The sequence below is a fragment of the Geomonas agri genome (assembly GCF_020179605.1).
In the GTDB taxonomy this organism is placed as follows: domain Bacteria; phylum Desulfobacterota; class Desulfuromonadia; order Geobacterales; family Geobacteraceae; genus Geomonas; species Geomonas agri.
The window spans coordinates 1400799-1422535 of record NZ_JAINZO010000001.1 but is presented as its reverse complement, the minus strand read 5'-3'; the positions used below and the strand labels follow the sequence as shown (position 1 = coordinate 1422535).

General features: G+C 60.2%; 17 protein-coding genes and 1 pseudogene. 8 read left to right on the top strand and 10 right to left on the bottom strand.

From position 1 onward, the window contains the following. Positions 1–246: 246 nt before the first annotated feature. Positions 247–843, bottom strand: coding sequence for an acyl carrier protein phosphodiesterase (locus tag K7R21_RS06105; RefSeq protein ID WP_318248327.1), 597 nt, complete (start codon positions 841–843; stop codon positions 247–249). Between the two features lie 29 nt (positions 844–872). On the opposite strand from K7R21_RS06105, the gene K7R21_RS06100 reads away from it, so the two are divergent. Beyond that, positions 873–1661: an ADP-ribosylglycohydrolase family protein gene (locus K7R21_RS06100; RefSeq protein WP_224982388.1), complete on the top strand. Its 789-nt coding sequence runs from the start codon at positions 873–875 to the stop codon at positions 1659–1661. A gap of 133 nt (positions 1662–1794) precedes the next feature. Here the strand turns inward: K7R21_RS06100 and K7R21_RS06095 are convergent, their stop codons facing one another. The 3 genes from K7R21_RS06095 to dmpI form a co-directional block, all read right to left on the bottom strand. Continuing rightward, the gene (locus K7R21_RS06095; protein WP_224982387.1) at positions 1795–2025 is read right to left on the bottom strand and encodes a hypothetical protein; all 231 of its coding nucleotides are present in this window, start codon (positions 2023–2025) and stop codon (positions 1795–1797) included. Between the two features lie 99 nt (positions 2026–2124). Then, the gene (locus K7R21_RS06090) at positions 2125–2697 is read right to left on the bottom strand and encodes a flavin reductase family protein (protein WP_224982386.1); all 573 of its coding nucleotides are present in this window, start codon (positions 2695–2697) and stop codon (positions 2125–2127) included. Positions 2698–2713: 16 nt separating this feature from the next. After that, complete coding sequence (gene dmpI / locus K7R21_RS06085) at positions 2714–2905, bottom strand: 4-oxalocrotonate tautomerase DmpI (RefSeq protein WP_224982385.1); 192 nt, start codon at positions 2903–2905, stop codon at positions 2714–2716. A 232-nt stretch (positions 2906–3137) separates the two neighbouring features. Between dmpI and K7R21_RS06080 the strand changes: the two are divergent. Continuing rightward, a pseudogene (locus K7R21_RS06080) lies at positions 3138–3461 on the top strand (peptide chain release factor-like protein); the annotation flags it as partial. Here the strand turns inward: K7R21_RS06080 and K7R21_RS06075 are convergent. Beyond that, positions 3458–4378: a selenium metabolism-associated LysR family transcriptional regulator gene (locus K7R21_RS06075; protein WP_224982383.1), complete on the bottom strand. Its 921-nt coding sequence runs from the start codon at positions 4376–4378 to the stop codon at positions 3458–3460. The pseudogene K7R21_RS06080 and the gene K7R21_RS06075 sit on opposite strands and share 4 nt — an antisense overlap. Positions 4379–4524: 146 nt before the next feature. On the opposite strand from K7R21_RS06075, the gene K7R21_RS06070 reads away from it, so the two are divergent. The 4 genes from K7R21_RS06070 (at position 4525) to K7R21_RS06055 (ending at position 8760) form a co-directional block, all read left to right on the top strand. Continuing rightward, on the top strand, positions 4525–5286 hold the full coding sequence (locus K7R21_RS06070; protein WP_224982382.1) for an acyl-CoA dehydratase activase: 762 nt from the start codon (positions 4525–4527) through the stop codon (positions 5284–5286). Next, entirely contained in the window at positions 5283–6449 is a 1167-nt protein-coding gene (locus tag K7R21_RS06065) for a double-cubane-cluster-containing anaerobic reductase (protein ID WP_224982381.1), read from the top strand. The genes K7R21_RS06070 and K7R21_RS06065 overlap by 4 nt, the downstream gene beginning before the upstream one ends. Positions 6450–6618: 169 nt before the next feature. Further along, the gene (locus K7R21_RS06060; RefSeq protein WP_224982380.1) at positions 6619–7629 is read left to right on the top strand and encodes a transglutaminase-like domain-containing protein; all 1011 of its coding nucleotides are present in this window, start codon (positions 6619–6621) and stop codon (positions 7627–7629) included. 165 nt (positions 7630–7794) lie between these two features. Further along, on the top strand, positions 7795–8760 hold the full coding sequence (locus K7R21_RS06055) for a hypothetical protein (RefSeq protein WP_224982379.1): 966 nt from the start codon (positions 7795–7797) through the stop codon (positions 8758–8760). A 152-nt stretch (positions 8761–8912) separates the two neighbouring features. Here the strand turns inward: K7R21_RS06055 and K7R21_RS06050 are convergent, their stop codons facing one another. Beyond that, positions 8913–10136 carry an OmpP1/FadL family transporter gene (locus K7R21_RS06050; protein ID WP_224982378.1) on the bottom strand — a complete coding sequence of 408 codons (1224 nt, stop codon included), beginning with the start codon at positions 10134–10136 and terminating at the stop codon, positions 8913–8915. A 137-nt stretch (positions 10137–10273) separates the two neighbouring features. On the opposite strand from K7R21_RS06050, the gene K7R21_RS06045 reads away from it, so the two are divergent. Then, positions 10274–11089, top strand: coding sequence for a methyltransferase (locus K7R21_RS06045; RefSeq protein ID WP_224982377.1), 816 nt, complete (start codon positions 10274–10276; stop codon positions 11087–11089). On the opposite strand, the gene K7R21_RS06040 is transcribed toward K7R21_RS06045, so the two are convergent. From K7R21_RS06040 to K7R21_RS06030, 3 genes are all read right to left on the bottom strand, one after another. Then, a complete protein-coding gene (locus K7R21_RS06040) occupies positions 11077–13005 on the bottom strand; it encodes an HD domain-containing phosphohydrolase (protein ID WP_224982376.1) in 1929 nt (642 codons plus the stop codon). The genes K7R21_RS06045 and K7R21_RS06040 overlap by 13 nt on opposite strands. 3 nt (positions 13006–13008) lie before the next feature. Next, on the bottom strand, positions 13009–15102 hold the full coding sequence (locus K7R21_RS06035; RefSeq protein ID WP_224982375.1) for a PilZ domain-containing protein: 2094 nt from the start codon (positions 15100–15102) through the stop codon (positions 13009–13011). 246 nt (positions 15103–15348) lie between these two features. Next, positions 15349–17490: a sensor domain-containing diguanylate cyclase gene (locus K7R21_RS06030; protein ID WP_224982374.1), complete on the bottom strand. Its 2142-nt coding sequence runs from the start codon at positions 17488–17490 to the stop codon at positions 15349–15351. Positions 17491–18027: 537 nt separating this feature from the next. Between K7R21_RS06030 and K7R21_RS06025 the strand changes: the two genes are divergently transcribed. Then, on the top strand, positions 18028–20112 hold the full coding sequence (locus tag K7R21_RS06025; protein WP_224982373.1) for a sensor histidine kinase: 2085 nt from the start codon (positions 18028–18030) through the stop codon (positions 20110–20112). On the opposite strand, the gene K7R21_RS06020 is transcribed toward K7R21_RS06025, so the two are convergent. After that, complete coding sequence (locus K7R21_RS06020) at positions 20109–21485, bottom strand: TatD family hydrolase (RefSeq protein WP_224982372.1); 1377 nt, start codon at positions 21483–21485, stop codon at positions 20109–20111. The genes K7R21_RS06025 and K7R21_RS06020 overlap by 4 nt on opposite strands. Positions 21486–21737: the final 252 nt, after the last annotated feature.

Genomic DNA, 21737 nt, shown 5'->3' with positions numbered 1-21737 from the left:
CGCTTTAATTTACCGCGGGGCGGGCTTCTATTCAAGCGGATTGTTGCGCTTTTATGACTTATCTTATGAATTTTTGCAATTGAAGTTTCGACTTGGAGAACTGCTAGGGGTGGTGGGCCGTGAGAGGGATGATAGGGGTGTTAACGAAATACAGTGGCCGATGTTACTGTGACAGTATCTGCCAAAGGGAAAACAAAATACCTTCTGCGTCCTAACAGTTGCAAACTCGGAGCTGCAATTGCTGTTTCAATCGTGCAAAAACTGCCGTGCGCATCGATGTACATCGGGGAGGAATTGCAGAAAATCTTCTTGCAATATTGAATAGTTGCGGGTAAGCTCGCTGCCGCCACCGGCCAGGGGATTAGCACGCGGCACGCGTCTGGACATGCGCTGCAGGGCACCGGCAATACCGTCGGTAGTGAGGTAAGAGGGGATCATGTCCTCGAAGATAATCGGGACCAGCCTCTGCAGCGGTTGCGGCAGCAGGTCTCGGTTTCCCTCTACGATTTTCCTGATCCGCCCGAGGTAGACCGGCAGGGGATCGTCATGCCAGTGTCGCCACCCGCTGGCGAGGAAATGATCGTAGTACAGGTCGACCAAGATGCCGCGGTACAGGCCGAATTCCTGGGCGATGCGCAGGCGGCTGGCGGTGAAGGCTGGATGACCTTGGGCGAAGGAGTCGATACGCCGGTGCAGCGCAAGACCTTGACGCAGGCGCTCCGGGAACCGGTCAGCAAGCGGGCCCTTGACGAAGTCCCCCATGAAGTTGCCGGTGATGATGGCGGGGTCGTTCCCGGATAAGTAGAGGTGGAAGAGGTAGTTCATGGCAAGTGATGATACCAAAACCCCGGCTAAAGGGGTAGGGGGATGACATGCTTGGTGCCCTGACCGGCGACATCGTGGGATCGATCTACGAGTGGAACAACATCAAGACCACTGAGTTTCCACTGTTCCAGGACCACTGCCGTTTCACCGACGACACTGTGCTCACCGTGGCGCTCGCCGAGGCGATCATGAGCGGTGAATCATACCCGCAGGTGATGCGGCGCTACTATCGCAGGTATCCAGAGGCCGGGTACGGCAAGAATTTCGCGCGCTGGGCCGCCAGCGACGATGCTGCTCCCTATTACAGCTGGGGCAACGGCTCGGCAATGCGTATCTCGCCTGCGGCATGGGCCTTCGATTCACTGGGCGAGGTGCTACAAAAGGCCGAGGAGTACACCCTTCCCACCCACGGTCATCCGGAGGGGGTGCGCGGCGCGCAGGCCGCTGCTACTGCAATCTATCTCGCGCGCACCGGCGGCACCAAGGCGGAGATACGCAGTTTCATCGCCGGTCGATTCGGCTACGACCTTTCCCGTGGTTGCGACGACATCCGTCCGGACTATCGCTTCGACGTCTCCTGCCAGGGGACGCTCCCCCAGGCGCTGGCTGCCTTCTTCGACTCGAGCGACTTCGAGAGTGCCCTGCGCCTTGCCGTTTCGCTCGGAGGTGATTCCGACACCCTTGCCTGCATAACCGGGGGGATTGCACAGGCATTTTATGGCGGGGTCCCGGCCTACGTCGCTCAGAGCGCGCTCGGGTTTCTGGATGAGCCGCTGAGAAGGGTGACCTTGGAGTTCGAGGAGCGGTTCGTGGTTGGGAGAGGGTGCGGACGTTAGGAAAATCCTCCCTGTCCCCCCTTTGCGAAAGGAGGGACGGGGGGGGGCTCGTAGGTGTAAATGAAAGGCCGATGGCCCATCTGCGCAATCTGCGTCGGGACCACCGGCCAGTTCCTTTACGGCAGAGTCCGGTTCAGACACTGCCGTGTTCGAGTTTCCACTTTTCGAGGGCTGACCGATAGTCGTCCTGCATTTCCTCGCCGATGCCGTACGGGTTACGCGCCTGCTCCACCTCGGGGCGGGTTAGGGGAGCAGGCGTTTCCTCGACTTCCTCGAGGCACGCCTCCGGGAGGATCGAGGTCAGCATCTCGATGATTTGTTGCAGCCGGTCCAGTACTTCGTTCTTGAAGGTTTCGTCGTCCATGATCGTCCCCGGTTGGAACCTTGCCCCCTTTGAGGAGGGGGCAGGGCGCCTTGGCTTAATGACGGGAACGATTATACCGTAGCGACGGCAACCCTCCAGTTACTTCATCAACTCTTTGCCGATATCGAATCCCTTGCCGACTGCTTCACCCAGGCCGTAGTAGATACGGTTGGTGGGGCTGTAGATGATCGGCCGCACCTTGTCCGGATCAGGCAGGCCGTTGCCATCGAGGACGGACTCGTCTGCCTTCACATCGACGATCTCGCCGATGAACTGGGTGTGCACCCCGATCTCGACGGTCTGCAACAGGCGGCATTCGATGACCAGCGGAAATTCCGCGACATAGGGCGCATCGACCAGGTCGCTTTTGACGGCGGTGAGCCCGGCCTTGGCGAACTTGTCCTCGGTTTTGCCCGAAGCGATACCGGCGTAGTCGGCCTCGACGGCAAACTGCTGCGACGGGATATTCACCGTGAAGGCGCCGTGCTTCAGAATGGCGTCGTAACTGTGGCGCGACTTGCGCAGCGAGATAGTGACTGCGGCCGGATCGGAACTGCAGACGCCGCCCCAGGCGATGGTGGCCAGGTTCGGCTTGCCCGCCAGGTCGTAACTTCCCACCAGCCAAACCGGGGTCGGCATGGCGTGGGTCCCTTTGCCCAGACTCTTTTTCATGTGGCCTCCTGTGCCTTTACTTGAGGATGTCTGACAGCAGCTTTCCGCCGACGCCGATGTTCTCGCGCTCCATCTCCTTGATGAAGACGATGAATTTATCGGCGGGTATCTGGGTTACGGAACTGGCAGCTTCGGTCAGGGCCTGTACCAGTTGGCCTTTCTTCTCTTTGTTCTCGATGGTGCCGAGGTCGATGGTTATGACGGGCATGGCTCAACTCTCCTTGTCGCAGATGTAGTGTCGAAAGGGGGCCAATGTAACAAATATTACCGGTGACATCAACCGCGGGAGCCGGTGTTCGCTTGTCGTAACAGACCGCCACGTAGTACCGGTGCAGGTAAGTACCTGTGTGTCGCGATGGTCCAGTGGCCGACAAGGCTTGGGCGCAGGCTGCGGTCGTGGTATATTCACGGCATCCGCAACAACGAGGAAGAGGAAGATGTTAGAGATCAAGGAATCGGATATAAAAGTGGAGTTTTACCGCGCGTCGGGACCGGGGGGGCAGCATCGCAACACCACCGACTCCGCCGTTCGCATCCGTCACCTCCCAACGGGGATCGTGGCCCAGGCCAGCGAGAGCCGGTCACAGGCACAAAATCGGGAGATGGCGCTACAGCGCCTGGCGGAACTGCTGCGCCGGCGCGAACAGAAGAGGAAGAAGCGTATCGCCACCAAGGTACCGCGCGGCGCCAAAGAGAAACGGCTCTCGGACAAGAAGGCGGTTTCGGAGCGCAAGAAGATGAGGGGCTCGAGAATCGACAATTAAGAGTCGATAGTCAGCTGCCCATCCCCCCTGAAAATTTCCAGCATGATGCCCCGGAAGGCTTCTGCCGCCGGCGACATTTCCCGCCCTTTGCGGCTGGCCAGATAAAACTGCCGCTTGATGGAAACGCGGTCCACGGGAACCTGAATCAGCGCCCCCTGTTCCAGTTCGTGCCGCACCGACACCGCGGAAACAAAAGATACGCCGATACCAGCCATCACCGCACGCTTCACTGCCTCGTTACTCCCCAGGTGCGCCGCCACCCGCAGTTTTGTCGGGTCGATGCCTGCGTCGCGCAGGGCCTGGGCCGCTGCTTTCCCGGTCCCGGATCCCGTTTCACGCAACACCACCGGCTCGCCGAGCAACTCCTCCTTGCGGATCGCTTCTCCCTCGCCCCAACGGTGGCCTGCGCGGGCAATCAGGACCAGTTCGTCCTCGGCAAAGGGGGTAAATTCCAGGGTATCCTCGTCGAAGCGACCGCCGACCACGCCCAATTCCACCTCTTCCGACAGCAATTTGCCCAAGACGTCGTGGCTGTCCCCCTGTCTAAGGACGATAGTCACGCCGGGGAAACGGTCGATCAGCAGGGGGAGGGCAGCCGGAATCATGTACTCGCCGGGTATGCTGCTCCCCGCGATGTTCAGCACCGCCTCCTCGATCCCTTTGAAGCGCGCCAGCGCAATCGGTATCTCCTTCGCATACTCCACCAGCTTGCGTGCCCGCTCCAGCAGGATCTTGCCTCCCTCGGTAGGAAGGGCACCCTTGCCGGTGCGATCGAGCAGTTTCATGCCGAATTCACTCTCAAGGGCCGAGATATGCTGGCTTACCGTAGACTGCGTAATGAAGGTGGCCTCCGCCCCCTTGGAGAAGCTGCCGCTTTCCGCCACCTTGATGAATATTTCGAGCTGCTTCAGGTTCACCGTGGCCTCCTATTAGGTGTAGCGATCACTGTTATTGATTTCATCGAATTTATCAATTTGACTCCAGCGGGTCAATTAGTTATTCATGTCAGTAGTTTTCCTCTACCCCCACCTCTCCACGGCATCCCCTTTAGTGAGTGACAAAGATGGTAGCAGCAGGAATCGACATAGGTTCGACAGGGACAAAAGCGGTTATCTTCGATGGAGAGATCCGCGCCAGCGTCGTCGTTCCCACGGGCTGGGACCCCAAGGCGGCAGGGCTGGAAGCTTATCGCCAGGCGCTGGAGTGCGCGGGCCTCGTGGCGGATGAGGTGCAAAGCATCGTCGGGACAGGCTACGGACGGGTTTCCCTCCCCATATTCGACCGGAAGGTCACTGAGATCACCTGCCACGCCCGCGGAGCCCATTTCCTGTACCCGGAAACGCGCAGCGTGATCGATATCGGTGGCCAGGACAGCAAGGTGATCAGTGTCGACCCCCAGGGGCGCGTGGCGGAGTTCGCCATGAACGACAAGTGCGCCGCCGGCACCGGTCGCTTCCTGCAGGTCATGGCCGGCGTGCTCGACGTCTCCCTGGATCAGCTCGGACAGCTTGCCGTTGGGGCGACGCCGGTGCCGATCTCCAGCATGTGCGCGGTCTTCGCCGAGTCCGAGGTGATCGGCCTGCTGGCGCGCGGGACTGACAAGGGAAGCATCGCAGCCGGTATCTTCCACTCCATCGCTGCCAGGATCCAGGGGCTGGCAGGTAAGGTTGCCCTGTCGCACCGGGTCACCTTCAGCGGCGGCGTCGCGTTGAACCGCGAACTTTGTCGCGCCATCGGAACGAGCCTCGGCATCGACATGTGGGTGCCGCAGGCGCCGCAGATGGTCGGCGCGCTGGGCGCGGCGATCCTGGGGTACGAGGCATGAGGGATATCTGCGCTGCTTTTAGCGAGATTGCCGGACTTAGGGAGAGAAACGCTATCGCACTCAAGGTGGCCAAGGACCGCGGCAGGAAAGTGGTCGGCACCTACTGCCTGTTCTCACCGGTGGAACTGATCGTCGCCGCGGGTGCCATACCGGTGTCGCTGTGCGGCACCAGCGCGACGCCCATCCCCGCGGCGGAAAAGGTGCTGCCGCGCTCGCTGTGCCCGCTGATCAAATCGAGCTACGGTTTCGCGCTTACCGATACCTGTCCCTTCTTCCACTTCTCGGACCTGCTGCTCGCCGAGACCACCTGTGACGGCAAGAAGAAGATGTACGAGTTATTGGGTGAGATGAAGCCTTTGCACCTGATGCAACTGCCCCAGGTGCAGGACGAGGCGGCGCTGGAGTACTGGGTCCTGGAGCTGAAGCGCCTGATGACGCGCCTGGAACAGGCATTCGACGTCCGGATCACTCCGGAGAAGCTGGCCGCTGCGATACTGCTGCTCAACGAAGAACGCCGCTCTCTGAAAGCGCTTCAGGACCTGCTGAAAAGAAAGCCTGCGCCGATTTCGGGAATGGATCTGCTCACCGTGCTGCACAACCGCGGCTTCACCGTAGACAAGCGCGAGGCGATTGACCTGATTGACCGGCTGACCCGTGAACTTGCCGAGCTGAGCGACCAGGGCATCTCTCCCTTCACGGCGAAAACGCCGCGCATCCTGCTGACCGGGGTCCCGGTCGGTCTCGGCTCCGACAAGGTCGTGCGCCTGGTCGAGGAGCTGGGGGGGAGCGTGGTCTGCTTCGAGAGCTGCGGCGCCTACAAGAAGGTGGATCCGGTGCAACCGGGTAAGAACCTGCTCCGTTCCATTGCGGAGAAGTATCTGCGCGTTCCCTGCTCGTGCATGTCGCCCAACAAGGGGCGGCTGCAACTGCTGGAGCAACTGGTGCGGGAGTTCGCAGCGGACGGGGTAATCGACCTCACCTGGCAAGGGTGCCACACCTACAACGTCGAATCGTTCACGGTGAAACGCCATCTGCAAGAGACGGTGCGGGTCCCCTTCCTGCAGATCGAGACCGACTATTCCGAATCGGACACGGAACAGTTGAAGGTGCGCATCGAGGCCTTCCTTGAGGTCATCGGCACCAGCAGAGGGGAGCGCCCGTGAGAGGTCCACGGTACGTAGAGCTGTTCGACGATTGCAGGTACCACATCGATTCCGTCATATCATGTCCAGACCACTCTGGCCGAGTGGAAGAATGCAGCATGCCGGCTGTTAAATCAAAGCCTTAAGAGCTGTAGTTATTCCAATACTTCAAGAAACACAAGGAGCACCGATGAAAAGGTTGTTGTTGACCATGCTGGCATTTTCCCTTTGCGTAACCCCGGCTGCCTGGGCCAAAAGCCGCAGCGGGCAGATCACTGTCGAGGTTGATCTTTCCAAGCAGGAGGCGGGCAAGGAGACCAGGCTCTGGATTCCTTACGCGGTTTCCGACTCCTATCAGAACGTCACCGACGTCAAGGTGAGTGGCGATTTTGCCTCCTCCGCGGTCTACACCGACCGGGCCAACGGCACCCCGATGCTCTACGCTCAGTGGGACAAGGACGCCAAGAGCCGCAAACTCGTCTACACCTTCAACGTCCAGCGCGATGAGGTCCGGATCAAGGACCTGTCGGCAAAGGAGCCGGCCTGGAACTCTGCCGACTACGCCGAGTACCTGAAACCGACCTCCATGGGTCCGGTGGACGGTGAGGTAAAGAAGCTGGCCGACAGCATCGTCAAGGGGAAGACCACGGTGCTCGACAAGGCGAAGGCGATCTACGACTGGGCCTGCGAAAACATGTACCGCGACCCGGCCACGGTCGGTTGCGGCAAGGGCGACGTCTGCGAGTTGCTGAAAAAACCGGGCGGAAAGTGCACCGACATCTCCTCGGTGTACATCGCGCTGGCGCGCGCTGCCGGGGTGCCGGCGCGCGAGGTGTTCGGCCTGCGCCTTGGCAAGAAGGCAGAGGAGGATGTCACCACCTGGCAGCACTGCTGGGTCGAGTTCTTCCTCCCGGGGACCGGCTGGGTGCCGGTTGACCCGGCCGACGTGAGAAAGGCCATGCTGGTCGAAAAGCTGGAGTTGAAAGACGCCAAGACCCGCGAGTACCGCGACTACTTCTGGGGCGGTATCGATCCCTACCGCTTCAAGATCGCCTCGGGGCGCGACCTGGTGCTTAACCCGCCGCAGGCAGGCGCGCCGCTCAACACCTTTGGCTATCCCTACGCCGAAGTGGGGGGCAAGGTCCTGGACTGGTACGACCCCAAGACTTTCAACTACCGCATCACCTTCAAAGAAAAATAGGGTAGGGGACTGCCGACCCGACGGGGCCGTGCCGCAAGGCGCGGCCTTTTTTCGTCCCGTGCGTGCAGCCGCACCCCGCGCTAGTTCCCGCTCTTTTGCCTTGTCTCTCCCGGGGGATTCATGTATCTTCCGCGAGTCCGACACTAATGATCCAGGAGTTTACCCGTGCAGATCCGCACCGTTATCACACTCTCGTTGTTTGCCGCCGTACTGGCGGCGCCGCTTGCCCATGCCGCCGACCCTGTGCCTGCCGCTGCGGCCGCTTCGGCCGCTCTTGCTGCTCCGTCCGCCGCAGCCATCCCGGCACCTGAGGCCGCAGCGACACCCGACCAGGCCGCCGCCATCGCGGCGCTCACCAAAGAGAATGCGCTCCTGCAGGAGCGGATCAAGGCGCTGGAGAGCTGCAGCATCAGTTCCACCGATCTTGCCGCCCGCAACTCGAAGAAGCTCAAAGAGATCATTGCCGACGTGCGTGCGCAGCGCCAATCCATGGCCGATTTCGAGAGCTACGTGAAGTGGATGTCCGGGCACGTCGCCAGCTATTCCAAGTACATCCAGGCCAGTTCCGTTGCCGCGCGTTTCGTGAGATTCTTCCCGATCCCCTACGCGGGACAGGCATCGCTCTTCACCAAGTTCGTCTCCGACTCCGCGGTTTCCCTCGGTGCGGCTTCGGTCTCCATCAACAAGTACCTGGGGACCTCGCAACAGTTCCTGTCCCGGGCCGACGCGCTGGACCCCAACAAGCCGACCTACAATCAGGACGTGTCGGAACTGGTGCGCTTCGCCGATCAGGATCTTTTGAAGGGGATGACCGAGGTGCAGGAGCGGCTCACTACCACGAGCCAGCTGTCCGCATCCTCGCTTTCCTTTTTGGAGAGCGTGAACCACTACGTGGGCTCCGGCGACGAGGCGCTGACCAAGGCGAAGTCGTTTTTGAAGAGCGACGACAACAAGGCCGAGAAGAGCTTCCTCGCCGAAAGCACCACGTCGCTCAGGAACAAGGCACAGGTCTTCAACGGCAAGCTGCAACTCTTCGATGCCACGGTGAAGAAGACGTCCCCGCAGATCAAGGCGCTGGTGGCCTACGACGACCTGGCGCGCAGCCTGGACCCCAGGTTCGCCAGGAAGTAGAGTAGTTACTGCACGGGAACGCAGGGCTCGCAGCTGCCGCACCCTCACCCGGCCTTCGGCCACCCTCTCCCGGGGGGCGAGGGGAATCAATATAAAAAGGCCTCTCCTGATCAGGGAGAGGCCTTTTTTCGTACATGATGCGCGGGGTGTGGTTAGAACTTGTACCCCAGCGAGAGCGCTACGAGGTGCGCATCGTTTTGGTACTTGCCGTTGGCGGTGCTGGTGGGGACGAAGGGATTTGCACCGATAGTGTTGTTCTTGTTACGGTTCTCGTAGTACTGGTAGCCGTAGGCAAGGGCAATGGTGAACGGCTTGAGGTCGATATCGGTGCCGGCGCAGAAGACGTGGGTTTTGGCGTCCGGGATGGAGGGGTCAAAGGTGCTGTCGGGCACCGCGGTGTCGCCGTAGACGTACCCTGCGGACAGGGCGAATGTCGGATCCACCTGATATCTTCCGCCGACGTTGAGGCCCCAACTATCCTTCCAGTCCCGCGGGGTGACTACCGATTGGCCGTTGTCCAACCTGATATCGAGGCTCTTGAACTTGGACCACCCTTCCCAGCGCATGCCGGCTTCCAGGGTCAGCTTGTCGATCCCCTTGTAGGCAACGCCCGCTGTGAACTGCGGCGGCAGCGTGAGGTCGGTCTTGCCGCCGGTGTTGAGCGACGGCACCGAGAAGGTTGCATCGCCGGAAATGTCGACGTGAACCTGGCTGCGATACGAGGCGCCCACGGTCAGGTCGCGGGTGATGTCGTAGGCTGCGCCGACGTTGAAGCCGACCCCGGTGCCGTCTCCTTTGAACTTCGAGCTGATGTCCGGCCCGCCGGTGAAGATGCTGCGCTCGAGGGTAGCGTCGAGGAGCATGACGTCGAGACCTGCGGCCAGGGTAAGGGAAGGGATGACCCGGTACGAGAAGACAGGGTTGATGTCGAAAGTCTTCAGGGTGGATTTGGTGGCGATATAGCGGCCGTCCCAGTTGCTGTCCCAGCTGGTGCCCAGCCCGAACGGGTTGAAGACGCCGAGGCCCGCGCTGGCCTGGTCGTTGAATTTGTGGGTCACGTACAGGTGGCTCGGAAAGAAGACCGAGTCGTCCGATGCGTCGTTGCCGCCGATGGAGCTCGTGTACTCCCGGGACGAGACTATTGCGGTGGTGCCGACCAGAACCTGGGTCCCGTCAAGCTTGCTCATCAGGGCCGGGTTGTAAAAGATGGTGCTGGCGTCGCTGGTGTGGGCGGTCACGGCATTGCCCTGGCCAAGGGCGCTGGCACCGTGGGTGAAGACGGCGTAGCCGGCGGCAAGGGCCGACGAAGGAACGGCGGCTCCCAGCGCGACGGTCGAGGCGACCAGCCCCGCGATCAAGCTCTTCCTGTAGTTCATAGATCCTCCTGGAATTAAATTAAAGTGCGACGTTGACGAATCGCTGTGGCAACGGGTAACATGACGGTCGTGGTTGACTATACCCACTGGTTCGTGCTAAAAGTTTAATCATTCAAATCGGTTAACGGGAGCAGTTGATGCACTCTGAAAGACAGTACCTGATGGAACACGCCGAGGAATCAGTTCGGCTTGACATGAAAACAGACAACGCGGTGACCGAGAAACAGGCCCGTTGGGCCGGCCTCGCACCCGGCATGAGCGTCATCGACATCGGCTGCGGTCCCGGCAAGACGACCAGCATGCTGGGAGAACTGGTGCAGCCGGGCGGGCGCGCCGTCGGGGTCGACCTCTCCGAGCAGCGGCTCGCGTTTGCCCGCCAGCACTACGGCTCCTCCACGGTCAGCTTCGAGCGCTGCGACCTATACCAGCCGCTCGCAGGCTTGGGCCAGTTCGATTTCGCCTGGTGCCGATTCGTGCTCGAGTATCACCTCTCCAATTGCTTCGAGCTGGTGCGTAACATCTCGGCGGCACTGAAGCCCGGTGGCATTCTCTGCCTGATCGATCTTGACCACAACTGCCTGAGCCATTTTGGCCATTCCCCTCGCATGGAGCGTGCCGTCGCCGCCACCATCAAGAGCCTCGAGGAAAACGACAACTTCGACCCCTACGTCGGGAGGAAACTGTACTCCTTCCTCTACGACTTGGGCTTTGAGGACATCGACGTCAAGGTCGAGGCGCACCACCAGATCTTCGGGGAGTTGAAGGAGGTGGACGAATTCAACTGGACCAAGAAGGTCGAGGTGGCTGCCAAGAGGTCAGGCTACGACTTCAACGAGTACCAAGGGGGCTACGAGGAGTTCCTTGCCGAGTTCCGCGCCTTCTTCGCCAGTCCACGCCGCTTTACCTACACCCCGATCATCTCCTGCCGGGGCAGAAAGCCTCAGCCCTCCTGAGCCGCAGAGGCGTCTCCGTCCTCGCTGGCGCGGGAGCGGCAGGTGATCAGGGCGTCGACGATGTGCTTGTCGAAATGGGATCCCGCACCCTCCCTGAGCAGGCGGAAGGCCGCTTCCCTGGGCATGGGGGCCCGGTAGTGACGCTGTGAGGTCACCGCCTCGTAAAAATCCGCAACGGCGATGATCTTCGCCCCCAGCGGTATGTCCTTTCCTTTCAACCCCTTGGGGTAGCCGGTGCCATCGATCTTCTCGTGGTGCGCGCCGGCTATCTCGGGAACCTCGCGGTAAATACCCTCGAAGTTAACCTGTTCAAGGATGTCGCGCGTCTTGTGGCAGTGGGTCTTGACGATCTCGTACTCCAGGTCGGAAAGCCGGCCGTTCTTCTTCAAAATGGCGTCGGGCACGCCGATCTTGCCGTAGTCGTGCAGCAGGGCCGCCACTCTGATCATCTCCCGTTCGCTCCGCGGCAGCCCCAGTTCCTCGCAGATCTCATCGGAGTACTCGGTCACCTTCTCCGAGTGGCCGGCGGTGAGCGGGTCCCTGGCGTCGATGGAGGCCGCCATGACCTTCAGGAACGAGCTGAACTGGTTCGACTTGGCCTCGTGCAGCTTGGCGTTGCGTATGCTGATGCCGATCACCGGTGCGATCCCCATGAGGAGGGAGACGTCACTTTGCACCAGGGGACGCTTGGATTTCAGGTTGTCGACGGCGATGATGCCCAGGGATTCCCCCTCGCAGATGATCGGGCAGCAGATGAAGGTCTGGGAGAGGAGCTGCTTGGCGAAGTTCTGGCTTTTCCCGGAGAGGTTACCCTCGATGTCCTTCACGTCGGCCACGAGGAAGGGGCGCTGCTCGCGGAAGGAGATAACGAAGACTCCTTTGGAGTCGGGGCGGTCCAGGTGGAAGGTGGTCTTGCCCAGGAAGGCGAGTTGCTCGTCGTGGTAGCCAAAACCGGCGTGGAACACCAGCCGCGATTTCTCAGGGTTGGCGAGCAGGATCAGCCCGCGGCTGTAATCGAGACGCTTTTCCAGGATCTGGATCACGTCGGAGAGGATGTCGTGCACCTCGGTCAGCCTGCTGATCGCCTGCCCGATCTCGTTGGTGACGAGGGCGTTGTTGTAGTTGATCTCCACCCGCTCGAACAGGCTGTCCGTCAGGTTGACCAGGCTTTGCTGGCTGAGGATCAGGGCCTTTTTCTCGCTTCTGAGCGAAATCAGGGTGAGCGTGAGGAACGCAGTGATGGACCAGGGGGCGACGACTCGCGCAGTAGCTGGGTCGACCTTCAGGAAGTACCCGGTGAGCGCCAGCAACAAGAGCCCCGCGGCATACCGGGTGTGGTTCCGGAAGGTAAATGGGACCTTGTCCCAGGACACGGTGTACCGGCAGACCCGGTCCCCCCTGAACATGCACTCAGGGTGCTCGATGTGGGGTAGCTTCGCGTTGAAGACGCTGGCGACCGCTTCGAAGAACCCCATCCTGTTTTGGCACTGGAAGGGCTCCTCGTGGGTGCCGGGGCGCGGGGTGACGGTTATTTCAACGCTGTTGCTGGCAATCTGTCTGGAGGTGTAAACAGAAGAGCGGACGATCTTGGTGTTGGCTGCCTCGCCGATGAGGCTATAGGCTTTGGCGGGGCCGACGAGGCCCAGGAAGTACTGCCTGATGATGCCCATCGCCTCGGGGGACGCCGCGTAGCGTCCGGCCTCCCGGGCAATGTTCTCGTTACCGGTCACCTTCAGCAGTTTTTCGTAAAACAGGTTCACCTGTTCCTGGGAAAACCAGTGACCCTGGTCGGAGACCTCAAGGTAGGTCATGTTGGCGTAGCTCAACAACTCACCGACGTTCACAAAGTTGTACTTGCTCTTGATCAGCTTGATGTACGTGTCGATGATGCTGCTGTTGTAAAGCGGAGTGCTCATCTTTTATTCCGAAGGTTCCAAGTGTTCCGCTGCGTGCGCGCGCTTGGGCTTATGCCGCGTCTGCATGTCGTTAATGTATTTGATGAAGTCTGAGGCGTGATCGTGGGAGCTTATGGCCCACAGCGCGTACTTTCGTTCATAGGGGAGATCGGCTGCTTCAACGTAACTCATGGGGTACACCAGCACCGGAATATCGTTTTGCTGGTGCTTGTGGGTCAGGATGGAGAGCAGTATGTAGACTATGTCACGCGGGAACTGCGCCTGGTCCAGAACGATCAAGTGGATGCAGTTGGTGAGGTCGGAGAGGTTGAGGCCGATGTCCGATATGTTCACAAGGATAATGGCCTTGGTGTCACCGTTTTTCTTAAGCGTGTACTGGTGGCGCTCGCGCGACAGTCCGGCGCGCTCGTACTCTTGGCCAAGCTGGTCCTGATTCGCCATGGCGGGCTCAAGGTCCAGCGCATGGAGCATCACGCCCCCGGATTCCTGCTCGTAGAAGCCCTCCAACTCATAAAGGTCCTCCCGGGTGGTCTGGGTAAGGCTCCAGGGGCCGGAGAAATTCCAATCGTCCGAGAAGGTGCGGTGGTAATGGAAATAGGCGAAGGTATCGATGGAGCAACCTTTCTTTGTGCCGATGGCCTTCGCTGCGCCGCCAAATACGCGGTTGGGAAACTTGTTGTCTGGCCGGTAGTAGCAGATGATGTAGTCCATGTACGCTGACTTCAGGTTGTAGGAGTCGTTGATGGAGTTTGCAAGCTGGTTCAAAACGACCAGCCCGGCGCTCAGCGACTCGGACTTGTTGGCGGCGTGATGGTGCACAAGCCAGCTACTCTGGTAAAAACGCAGCATTGCCAGGTGTCCGAGGATGGTTCCGTGCTCCTGGTAGATGTAATGCCTGGCGATGCTGGGGTTCTCCGTGTAAAGCCTCTTGTAGGTCTCCTTCAAGAGCGCTTTGTTGGTCTGGAAAAAGTGGTATTTCTCCGGGTAGATGAAGCCGCTTTCAAAGAAGAACTGCCACAGGTCCTCCAGGTCGACCTGGGTGCTCACGTAGGAGTGCTTGTCCTTGGCCAGGTAAAGCAACGACAGCAGATTCACGTGGTCGCGTATGTCCATGTCCAGAAAGCACAGCCCGCTGCGAACGGTAGCTGCTCTCTCGTTTTTCTGCACACTGTCGCGGTATATGACCTGGGCACTGCATTTGGTGGCAAAGCCGTTGCCTATGCGGAGTTCCAGTTCCGGGATAATCATCCCGGGCAGCAGTACGCTCAGCTCTGCATCTTCACTGACTGAGAAGCCCGAACCTGACAGGTCCAACACTTTGAGGTCCACGCTTTTCTGGCTGAACGGGTGGGTGAAGACCGCGTTGGGAAGGGGAAGGAGTTCGTGCCGGTCGCTGCGAATCGCTTTCGCCTTGAAGCGCTGCATGCTCGATTGCACCGGCTCCAACACGTAGATCCTGCTACTTTGCCCGGGCGTTTGCGTCGAGATGCGGCACTCGGCCGAGTACAGGGTGGTGCTGCCGTTACTGAAAACAACCTGCAACGGCACCTCGCAGTTGATCCAGTTGAAGTTGCGGCGGCCGTCTCCCGGAACGTGAACCCGGAAAGAAACAGCGCTGAAATCGACGAGCGTCCCTTCAAAGCGCGCGCCATTTTGGAAGAGCTCCGCGGAGATGCCAGAGCAGGGGTAACGGCGGGACTTGCGGTAGTTTACTTCGGTGCACTTCTCGGGAAGGAGAAAGGTGGCCCCCTCGTCGCTCATGCTGATCAGCTCGGGGGAAGCGGTGATCATCCTGTGGCCGCTGACCACGAGGATGTTGTCGAAAACACAGCCGTTGGTCGTGACCTCGACGGAGTCGATTGAGACCCACCGGCATTCAAGCTTGTTGTTCAAGCAGGGCAGGGGAGTTGCTTCAAGTGTTACCGTGCGGGGATATTTCGAATGCTTGAAGTTGACGAGGATTGATTCTTCTTGGAAGTTGATGAAGTTCAGTTTGTTGATCAGCTTGCTGAGCCCCACCTCTTTTTCGGAGCCGGGAGAGAACTCTATTACTATATCAGGCCGGGCAAATTGCAAAATCTTGCTGGCGTCTTTCATCAGTACCTCATTGCCGCTCGTGTAGCGACTGTAGAAGGCAAAGGCAATACTGCCAAATTACTACTCTGTTTCTGCCTTCCCTCAGGGCGAAAAGCATGCATCTGCTACGCGTAGTGAGTATTAGCACGATTCAGAGAGTTTTTCACCATAAAACGTTGTGTGTGCTGGAAAAAATTAACGGGGGAAGCGGACGGCAGCCGGCGCAGGGAAGGGGGGACGGCAAAGCTGGACGGCGATGGGCGAGGGTCAGTTCTTGGACTGCAGCGATGCCTCGAGATAGGCATTGAAATCGAGGGTTTTTGCGAGGTTGCTGTGCGTCGAGCCGCCGTGGTGCTCGATCGGGGCTTCCAACTTGCTGCCCGACTGCGGAGCCGAGGTGCGGGCCGCCACGATACGGTTGCGCCCCCGTGCCTTGGCCTCGTAGAGCGCGACGTCTGAGGCGTGCACCAGGTCGTTGAAGGTCCTGCCGTCTTCGGGGAAGGAGGATATGCCGAGGCTTGCGGTGAGGCGGCGCAGGGGAATGTCGGTCTCGCCGGGAAATCGCTTGCTCTCGATCTCGCAGCGAATCCGCTCGGCCACGGTCATCGCTTCGGACTTGGAGGTCCCCGGCAGTACCGCGCAGAACTCCTCGCCGCCGTAACGGGCCACGATATCCATGTCTCGCAGCGAATCCTTGATGATATCTGCGGTGAGCTTGAGCGCCTCGTCCCCGGCCAGGTGACCACAGAGGTCGTTGTAGCTCTTGAAGAAATCGAGGTCGATAAAGATGATGGAAAGGTTCAGTCCCTGGCGCGCGCTCCTGTTCAGTTCCTCTTCGAGGCGGCTCTTGAGGAATCGACGGTTATAAAGGCCGGTGAGAGGATCGGTGACGGAGAGCTGCTCGAAGCGCACCGACTCTTCCAGCACCTCGGTGCGTTCTATCATGAGCGAAGCGAGGTTGGCGAAGGAGGTCAAAAGCTGCAGGTCGGAGTGGGTGAACGGGCACAGGTCCTTCTTGTCGGAGAGGTTCAGCACTCCGATCACCTTGTCCTTGAGCTTGAGCGGGATACAGATCAGCGACTTGGACTTGAAACGCTGCCGGTTGGCCATGGCGACCCGGCTGTCCTTTTCGACGTCGTTCACCAGCAGCGGCTGGCCGGTCTTGGCGACCATGCCGGCGATACCTTTACCGACCTTGAGTTGCAGACAGCGGGCGATGTTGAGCGTCATGCCCAGGGTGAACACGATCTGCATGCCGACGCCGTCCTTGTCGATGAGCATGATTGATCCCTGGGTTGCATCGATGAGCTCCGAGGCGATCTTTAGGATGGATTCGTAGAGCAGGTCCTTGCTGTCAATCTGAAGCAGCGTATCGGTAAGCGACATGAGGCGTTCGGAAAGAGCGCTCTCCTTGCTGCGGGCGGCGTCACGGCCGAGCGACGCGAGCTTTGCGGCCATGGAACCGGCCAGCATGGAGATGAGCAGGGTTGCGTTTGGAGGGATCTCGGTGTCGAAAATGGCCAGGAAACCCAGCCGCTCACCCTGGGCCTTGAGCGGGAATGTAGTACAGACGGTGGCCGCGACTTCGGGGAGCGCCTGGCGCAACCTCCCCTCCCAGGGCACGGCCTTTTTGGCCTTGTCCGGTGTGACGAACAGTTGCAGTGCTTCGGTGCTCAGCGTACCCAATTCTTCGGGGAGCCCCCAGACGCCGGTCACGGGGAACGATTTCCCTTCGCTGTCCGGGAGGGCGATCGCCACGCGCTCAACCTCGAAAGCGGTGACAAGGGTTTCGCAGCAGATGGCGATGCAACCGGCTACGGTACCGATCTTGTCCAGCCTTTCCATGACCTGAGACACGGCGTGCAGTGCCTCGTCGCCGACCGGTTCCTGTGCGCGCACAACGGCGTCATGGCGGGGGGGCGCGGGGAGGCGGTACGCCTCGATCCTGCGCCTGACCTGTTCGGCGACCTCTTCGACCTCCTCGTAGCTCGCGGTGCACAGCGATTCCACGTAAGGAAGCAGCGAAAAGGCATCCCCACCGTTATGAGCCAGCGACGCCAACTGCCACAGATCTATCGATTCTTCACGGACACCGTCACCGACCAGGCAGAAATCTTCGCCGGAGAGGCAGAAGGGGATGAGGAAACCGAAAAAACCGCCTCCGTAGCGGCAGACCGAGGGGGTGCCCTCATCGAAGAACACTTCCATGTTCTCCTCGAAGAACTGACGCGACGCCTCCCGGCACAGGGGAGCCTCGACGACGGTAGCACAGGACTCGAAACGCCCGCTGGGCGCAACGGTGCCATTACGCCTGCGATAGAGCGTTAGGCTGTAGCGCGCCAGCATGGGGAGGCGCTTCAACTCCATCAGCAAATCCCCAAAAGGCATGTTCGCGAGGTTCTGTTCCACAGGTCAAGCTCCAGCTGCAGTGATTCAGGTACACCCTCTCGCCGTGGCGGGAGGACATGCTTGCCGAAATGGATCTATAGCACGTTTTACGCCAAAAAACAGGTCATTGGCTGACGCCAAGGTGGCAATCCACCTCTTGGCGCTTCGTGTTATTGTCGAGTTATTATTACCTTCTATTCAAATCGTTGTGCACATTGTTGTTGTTCTCTATACAGGGGGCGTCTGTTCGAACCTGTCAGAGAATGATGCAATGCTAATATCGAAGTTCGCTGCAATAAAGTCAGTAATTTGAATCACATTCTAATGTGTTTTTTACCGCCTTTCGGTGCGGCAAGCAGACCGGGGGCAAGCGGGGGGCAAACAGTAGCCGTCTTCTGTGTGGTCCGAGCTGCTAACACCGGCTGATTAAGCTGCTCTTTTTCTGAGGGAAAAGGTACTGCTCTATCCCGTGAGCGCGTGGAATGATAAATAATCTGACTTGATTCTCCCTTACGTTACCGGTAATATCCTGCGCCACTGATGTGTGAAAGGTTGCAGATGCCAACGTCCCCGGACACCCCTCTTTATAACAGTCGTATCTTCGACTCCTACCTGAAGCTCCTGCGCAACCGGTACCCCAACGTCGATACGCACGCCCTGCTGGCGCACGCCGGCATGAAGCAGCACGAGGTCTCCGACCCCGGGCACTGGTTCAGCCAGCGTCAGGTGAACCTTTTCCACGACAAGCTGGTGCAGGTTACCGGCGAACCCGGCATTGCGCGGGAAGCCGGGCGCTACTCCGCTTCTCCGGATGCGCTGGGGCCGCTGCGATCGTTCCTGCTTGGCATGGTCGGTCCGGAATACATCTTTTACCTCATCAACAAGATCGCCCCGCGCTTTACGCGTTCTTCCCGCTGCAGCGCCCGCAAGACCGGCCCGAACGAGGTCGAGCTCACCGTGACCTTTCACGAAGGGGTGCAGGAGAACCCGCGCCAGTGCGAGAATCGGATCGGTTTTTTCGAAGCCGCCTTCCTGCTTTTCGACCACGATTTTCCCGATATCGAGCACACCGAGTGCATTTTCAAGGGGAGCAAGGTGTGCCGCTACCGGATCAGGTGGCGCCCCTCTGCGGCCTACCGGCTTCTCCTGGCCCAGCGCGTTTGCTCGCTGGTACTGATAGGCGTGCTCCTGGCGGAACTGCTCAGTAATCACAGCCTCTTGCACCTGCCGCTGTTTCTCGGGCTGATCTGCTACCTTGTTTTCACACTGCTCAGCCGCCATTTCGAGCGCAAGGCCCTGCTTTCGTCTTTGACCAACATGCGCAGTTCCAGCGAGCGTCTTCTCTCGCAGGTCCAGGAAAACTTCGACCGCGCCCTGGCCATCAACGAGATCGGCCAGATTATCTCTACCAGGACCGAGTTGTCCGAGATCCTGTCCAGTGTCAACCAGGTGCTGCACAAGCGTCTCGGCTACGGCCGCGGCATCGTCTACCTGCTCGACCCGCAGCGCAACATCCTGGTATTGCGCGGCTGCTTCGGGTTTAGCCCGGAGGATGAAGAGAAGATACGTCGCATCGAATTCCCGCTTGCCGCACCTGCTCCGCGCGGGGTGTTGGTGACCTGTTTCCACACCCAGCAACCAGTGCTTGTCGGCGATATCGAGGAAATCCGCGGGCAGGCGGTGCCGGAAAATTTTGCCCTGGTCAGCGCCCTGGGCGTCCGGTCCTTTATCTGCGCCCCCATCCTCTGCGAAGGGGAGGCCCTGGGGGTGCTCGCCGTCGACGATGCTACCCGGGATGGCGGGCTTTTGCAAAGCGACCTCAATCTGATCCAGGGCATCGCCCCGGTGATCGGGATCAGCGTCCGCAATGCGATGCGACTAGCCAACGAGAGGCGGTTGTCGGAACAGCTCAGGAAGGCTTCTGAGCAGCTGGAACGGCGTGTTGCAGAACGTACTGCCGAGTTGAGCCAGGCCTACGCCGAGCTCGAGTTCCTCCACGACTCGGTTTCGCACGACCTGCGCACCCCGCTGCGGGTGATCTACGGCTATGGCGAACTGCTGCAGGAAGGCTACGGCGACAAGCTGGACGCGCCCGCCCGGGAGTACCTTGCCAACATCATCAGCGGTGGCGAGAGGATGGAAGAAACCCTGGACCGGATGCTTGATTTCTCCGAAGTGAAGTCGTCGCAGCTTAGCCTCGAAATCGTTGACCTGAGCCGCATGGCTCGACGCATTATGGCTGACCTTCGCATCACCGACCCGGTCCGTGAGGTGGCGCTGGAGATCCAGGACGGCGTTCGGGTTACCGGCGACGAGAAGCTGTTGTCAGGGGTGATGGAAAACCTGCTGGGTAACGCGTGGAAGTACTGCGCACTGAAAGAGTGCACCAGGATCGTCTTTGGACGGGAGGACGGGGTCTGCTACGTACAGGACAACGGCGAAGGGTTCGATATGGCGCAGGCAGGCAAGCTCTTCATGCCATTCCAGAAGCTGCACGACGGCAGTCGTTTCCATGGCCACGGGCTGGGTCTGTCCATGGTGCGTCGCATGCTTGAGCGCATGGGGGGCAAGGTGTGGGGCGAGGGGAGGCCTGGCGAGGGGGCAACCTTCTACTTCACCCTCCCGCCTGCCGACACTCCCTAGCCGACCTCCGAATATTCCCGCTCGCGGAAGGCCACCCCGAGCGACTCTGCCAGAGCCCTGACCTCGTCCACGTTCAGCCCGGGCACCGTCACCGCGCTTGCCGTCACCTGCGGTACGTACTGGGGGGCTTCCCTGAGAAAATCGCAGATCCCCTGGAAGCCGGCCGCCCCGAACGGGGTATTGCAGAGCCGATCGTAATCGGCGGCGTTGGCCGCATTGAGGCTCACCGAGAGGGCATCTACCAGCCCGCTCAACTCCGGAAGAATGTTCCTACCGTGCACCATGTTCGCCTGGCCGTCCGTGTTTATTCTCACCTGCAACCCGCGCCGCTTCAGCTCGGCGGCCACTTCCTTGACCAGATCCAGCCGGATCAACGGTTCACCAAACCCGCAGAAGACCACCTCGTCGTAATCCGCAGCCGCATCAACAGCGGCGATCACCTCGACAAAATTGGGCTCGTGCGAAAGCTTCAGTTCGTGACCCTTGACCGACAATTCCTCGAACTTCGGGCAGAAGGTGCACCGGTTGGAGCAGCGGTTGGTGATGTTGAGGTAGAGCGAGTTGCGGATCTTGTAGGCGATGGTGTCCTCTTGGGCCGGTTGGTCAATACCGAACAGGCGGCGGGTGTTGAACGAGGTTATGCGCCCGACGTCTTCCGGGGTGAGCCCCTTCACTTCCGCAATCCGTTCTGCGGCGAACCTGACGAAGGCCGGCTCGTTCCTCTTGCCGCGGTGCGGCACCGGGGTGAGGTAGGGCGCGTCGGTTTCCACCATGAGCTTCTCGATCTTCACACCGCGGACCACGTCGCGCAATGCCTCGTTGGAGGGATAGGTGACCGTCCCGGGGATGGAAATCATGAAGTTCATGTCGATGCACTCCTGCGCCATGGCGAGGTCGCCCGAGAAGCAGTGCAGTACGCCTCCTACTTCGTGCGCCTTTTCCTCCTTGAGGATGGCTACGATGCGGTCGTGGGCGTCGCGGTCGTGGATGATGAGCGGCAAAGAAAGCTCGCGCGCCATCCTGATGAAGCGCCGGAACACTTCCTCCTGGTCGGCTCGGGGCGAGCGGTCGCGGAAGAAGTCGAGGCCAACCTCGCCGATGGCAACCACCTTCGGGTTGTTGAGCGCCAGTTCGCGCACGGCCTGGTAATCCGCCTCGGTGACGCCTGCCGCGTCGTGCGGGTGGATCCCCACTGAGCAGTAGATGTTGGGTCGGCTGGCGGCAAGCGCCACCGCCTCGCGGCTCGACTCCATGTCGGCGCCGACGGCCATGATGGTACCGACCCCCGCCTCCCTGGCCCGATCCATCATCTCCTCGAAATCCTCGACGTACTCACTACCGTATATGTGCGAATGGCTGTCGATCAGTTCCATGAAGTACTCCTTGAATACAATTACGTAACGTGCAGTGATGGCAATGTGTTGAATGGCACAACGATGCAACACCCACTACCCTCGCCCTCCGGGAGAGGGTGCCTGCAGGGCGGGTGAGGGAATGGTGTCGGTACCGTTGGCGCAGACGGCGACGCCCTCACCCCCCCCCCCCACACCCGGGGGGGGGGGGGGGGGGGGGGGGGTGGGGGGGGGGCCCGCGCCCCGGCCGCCGCACCCACGGGGGGGGGCGGG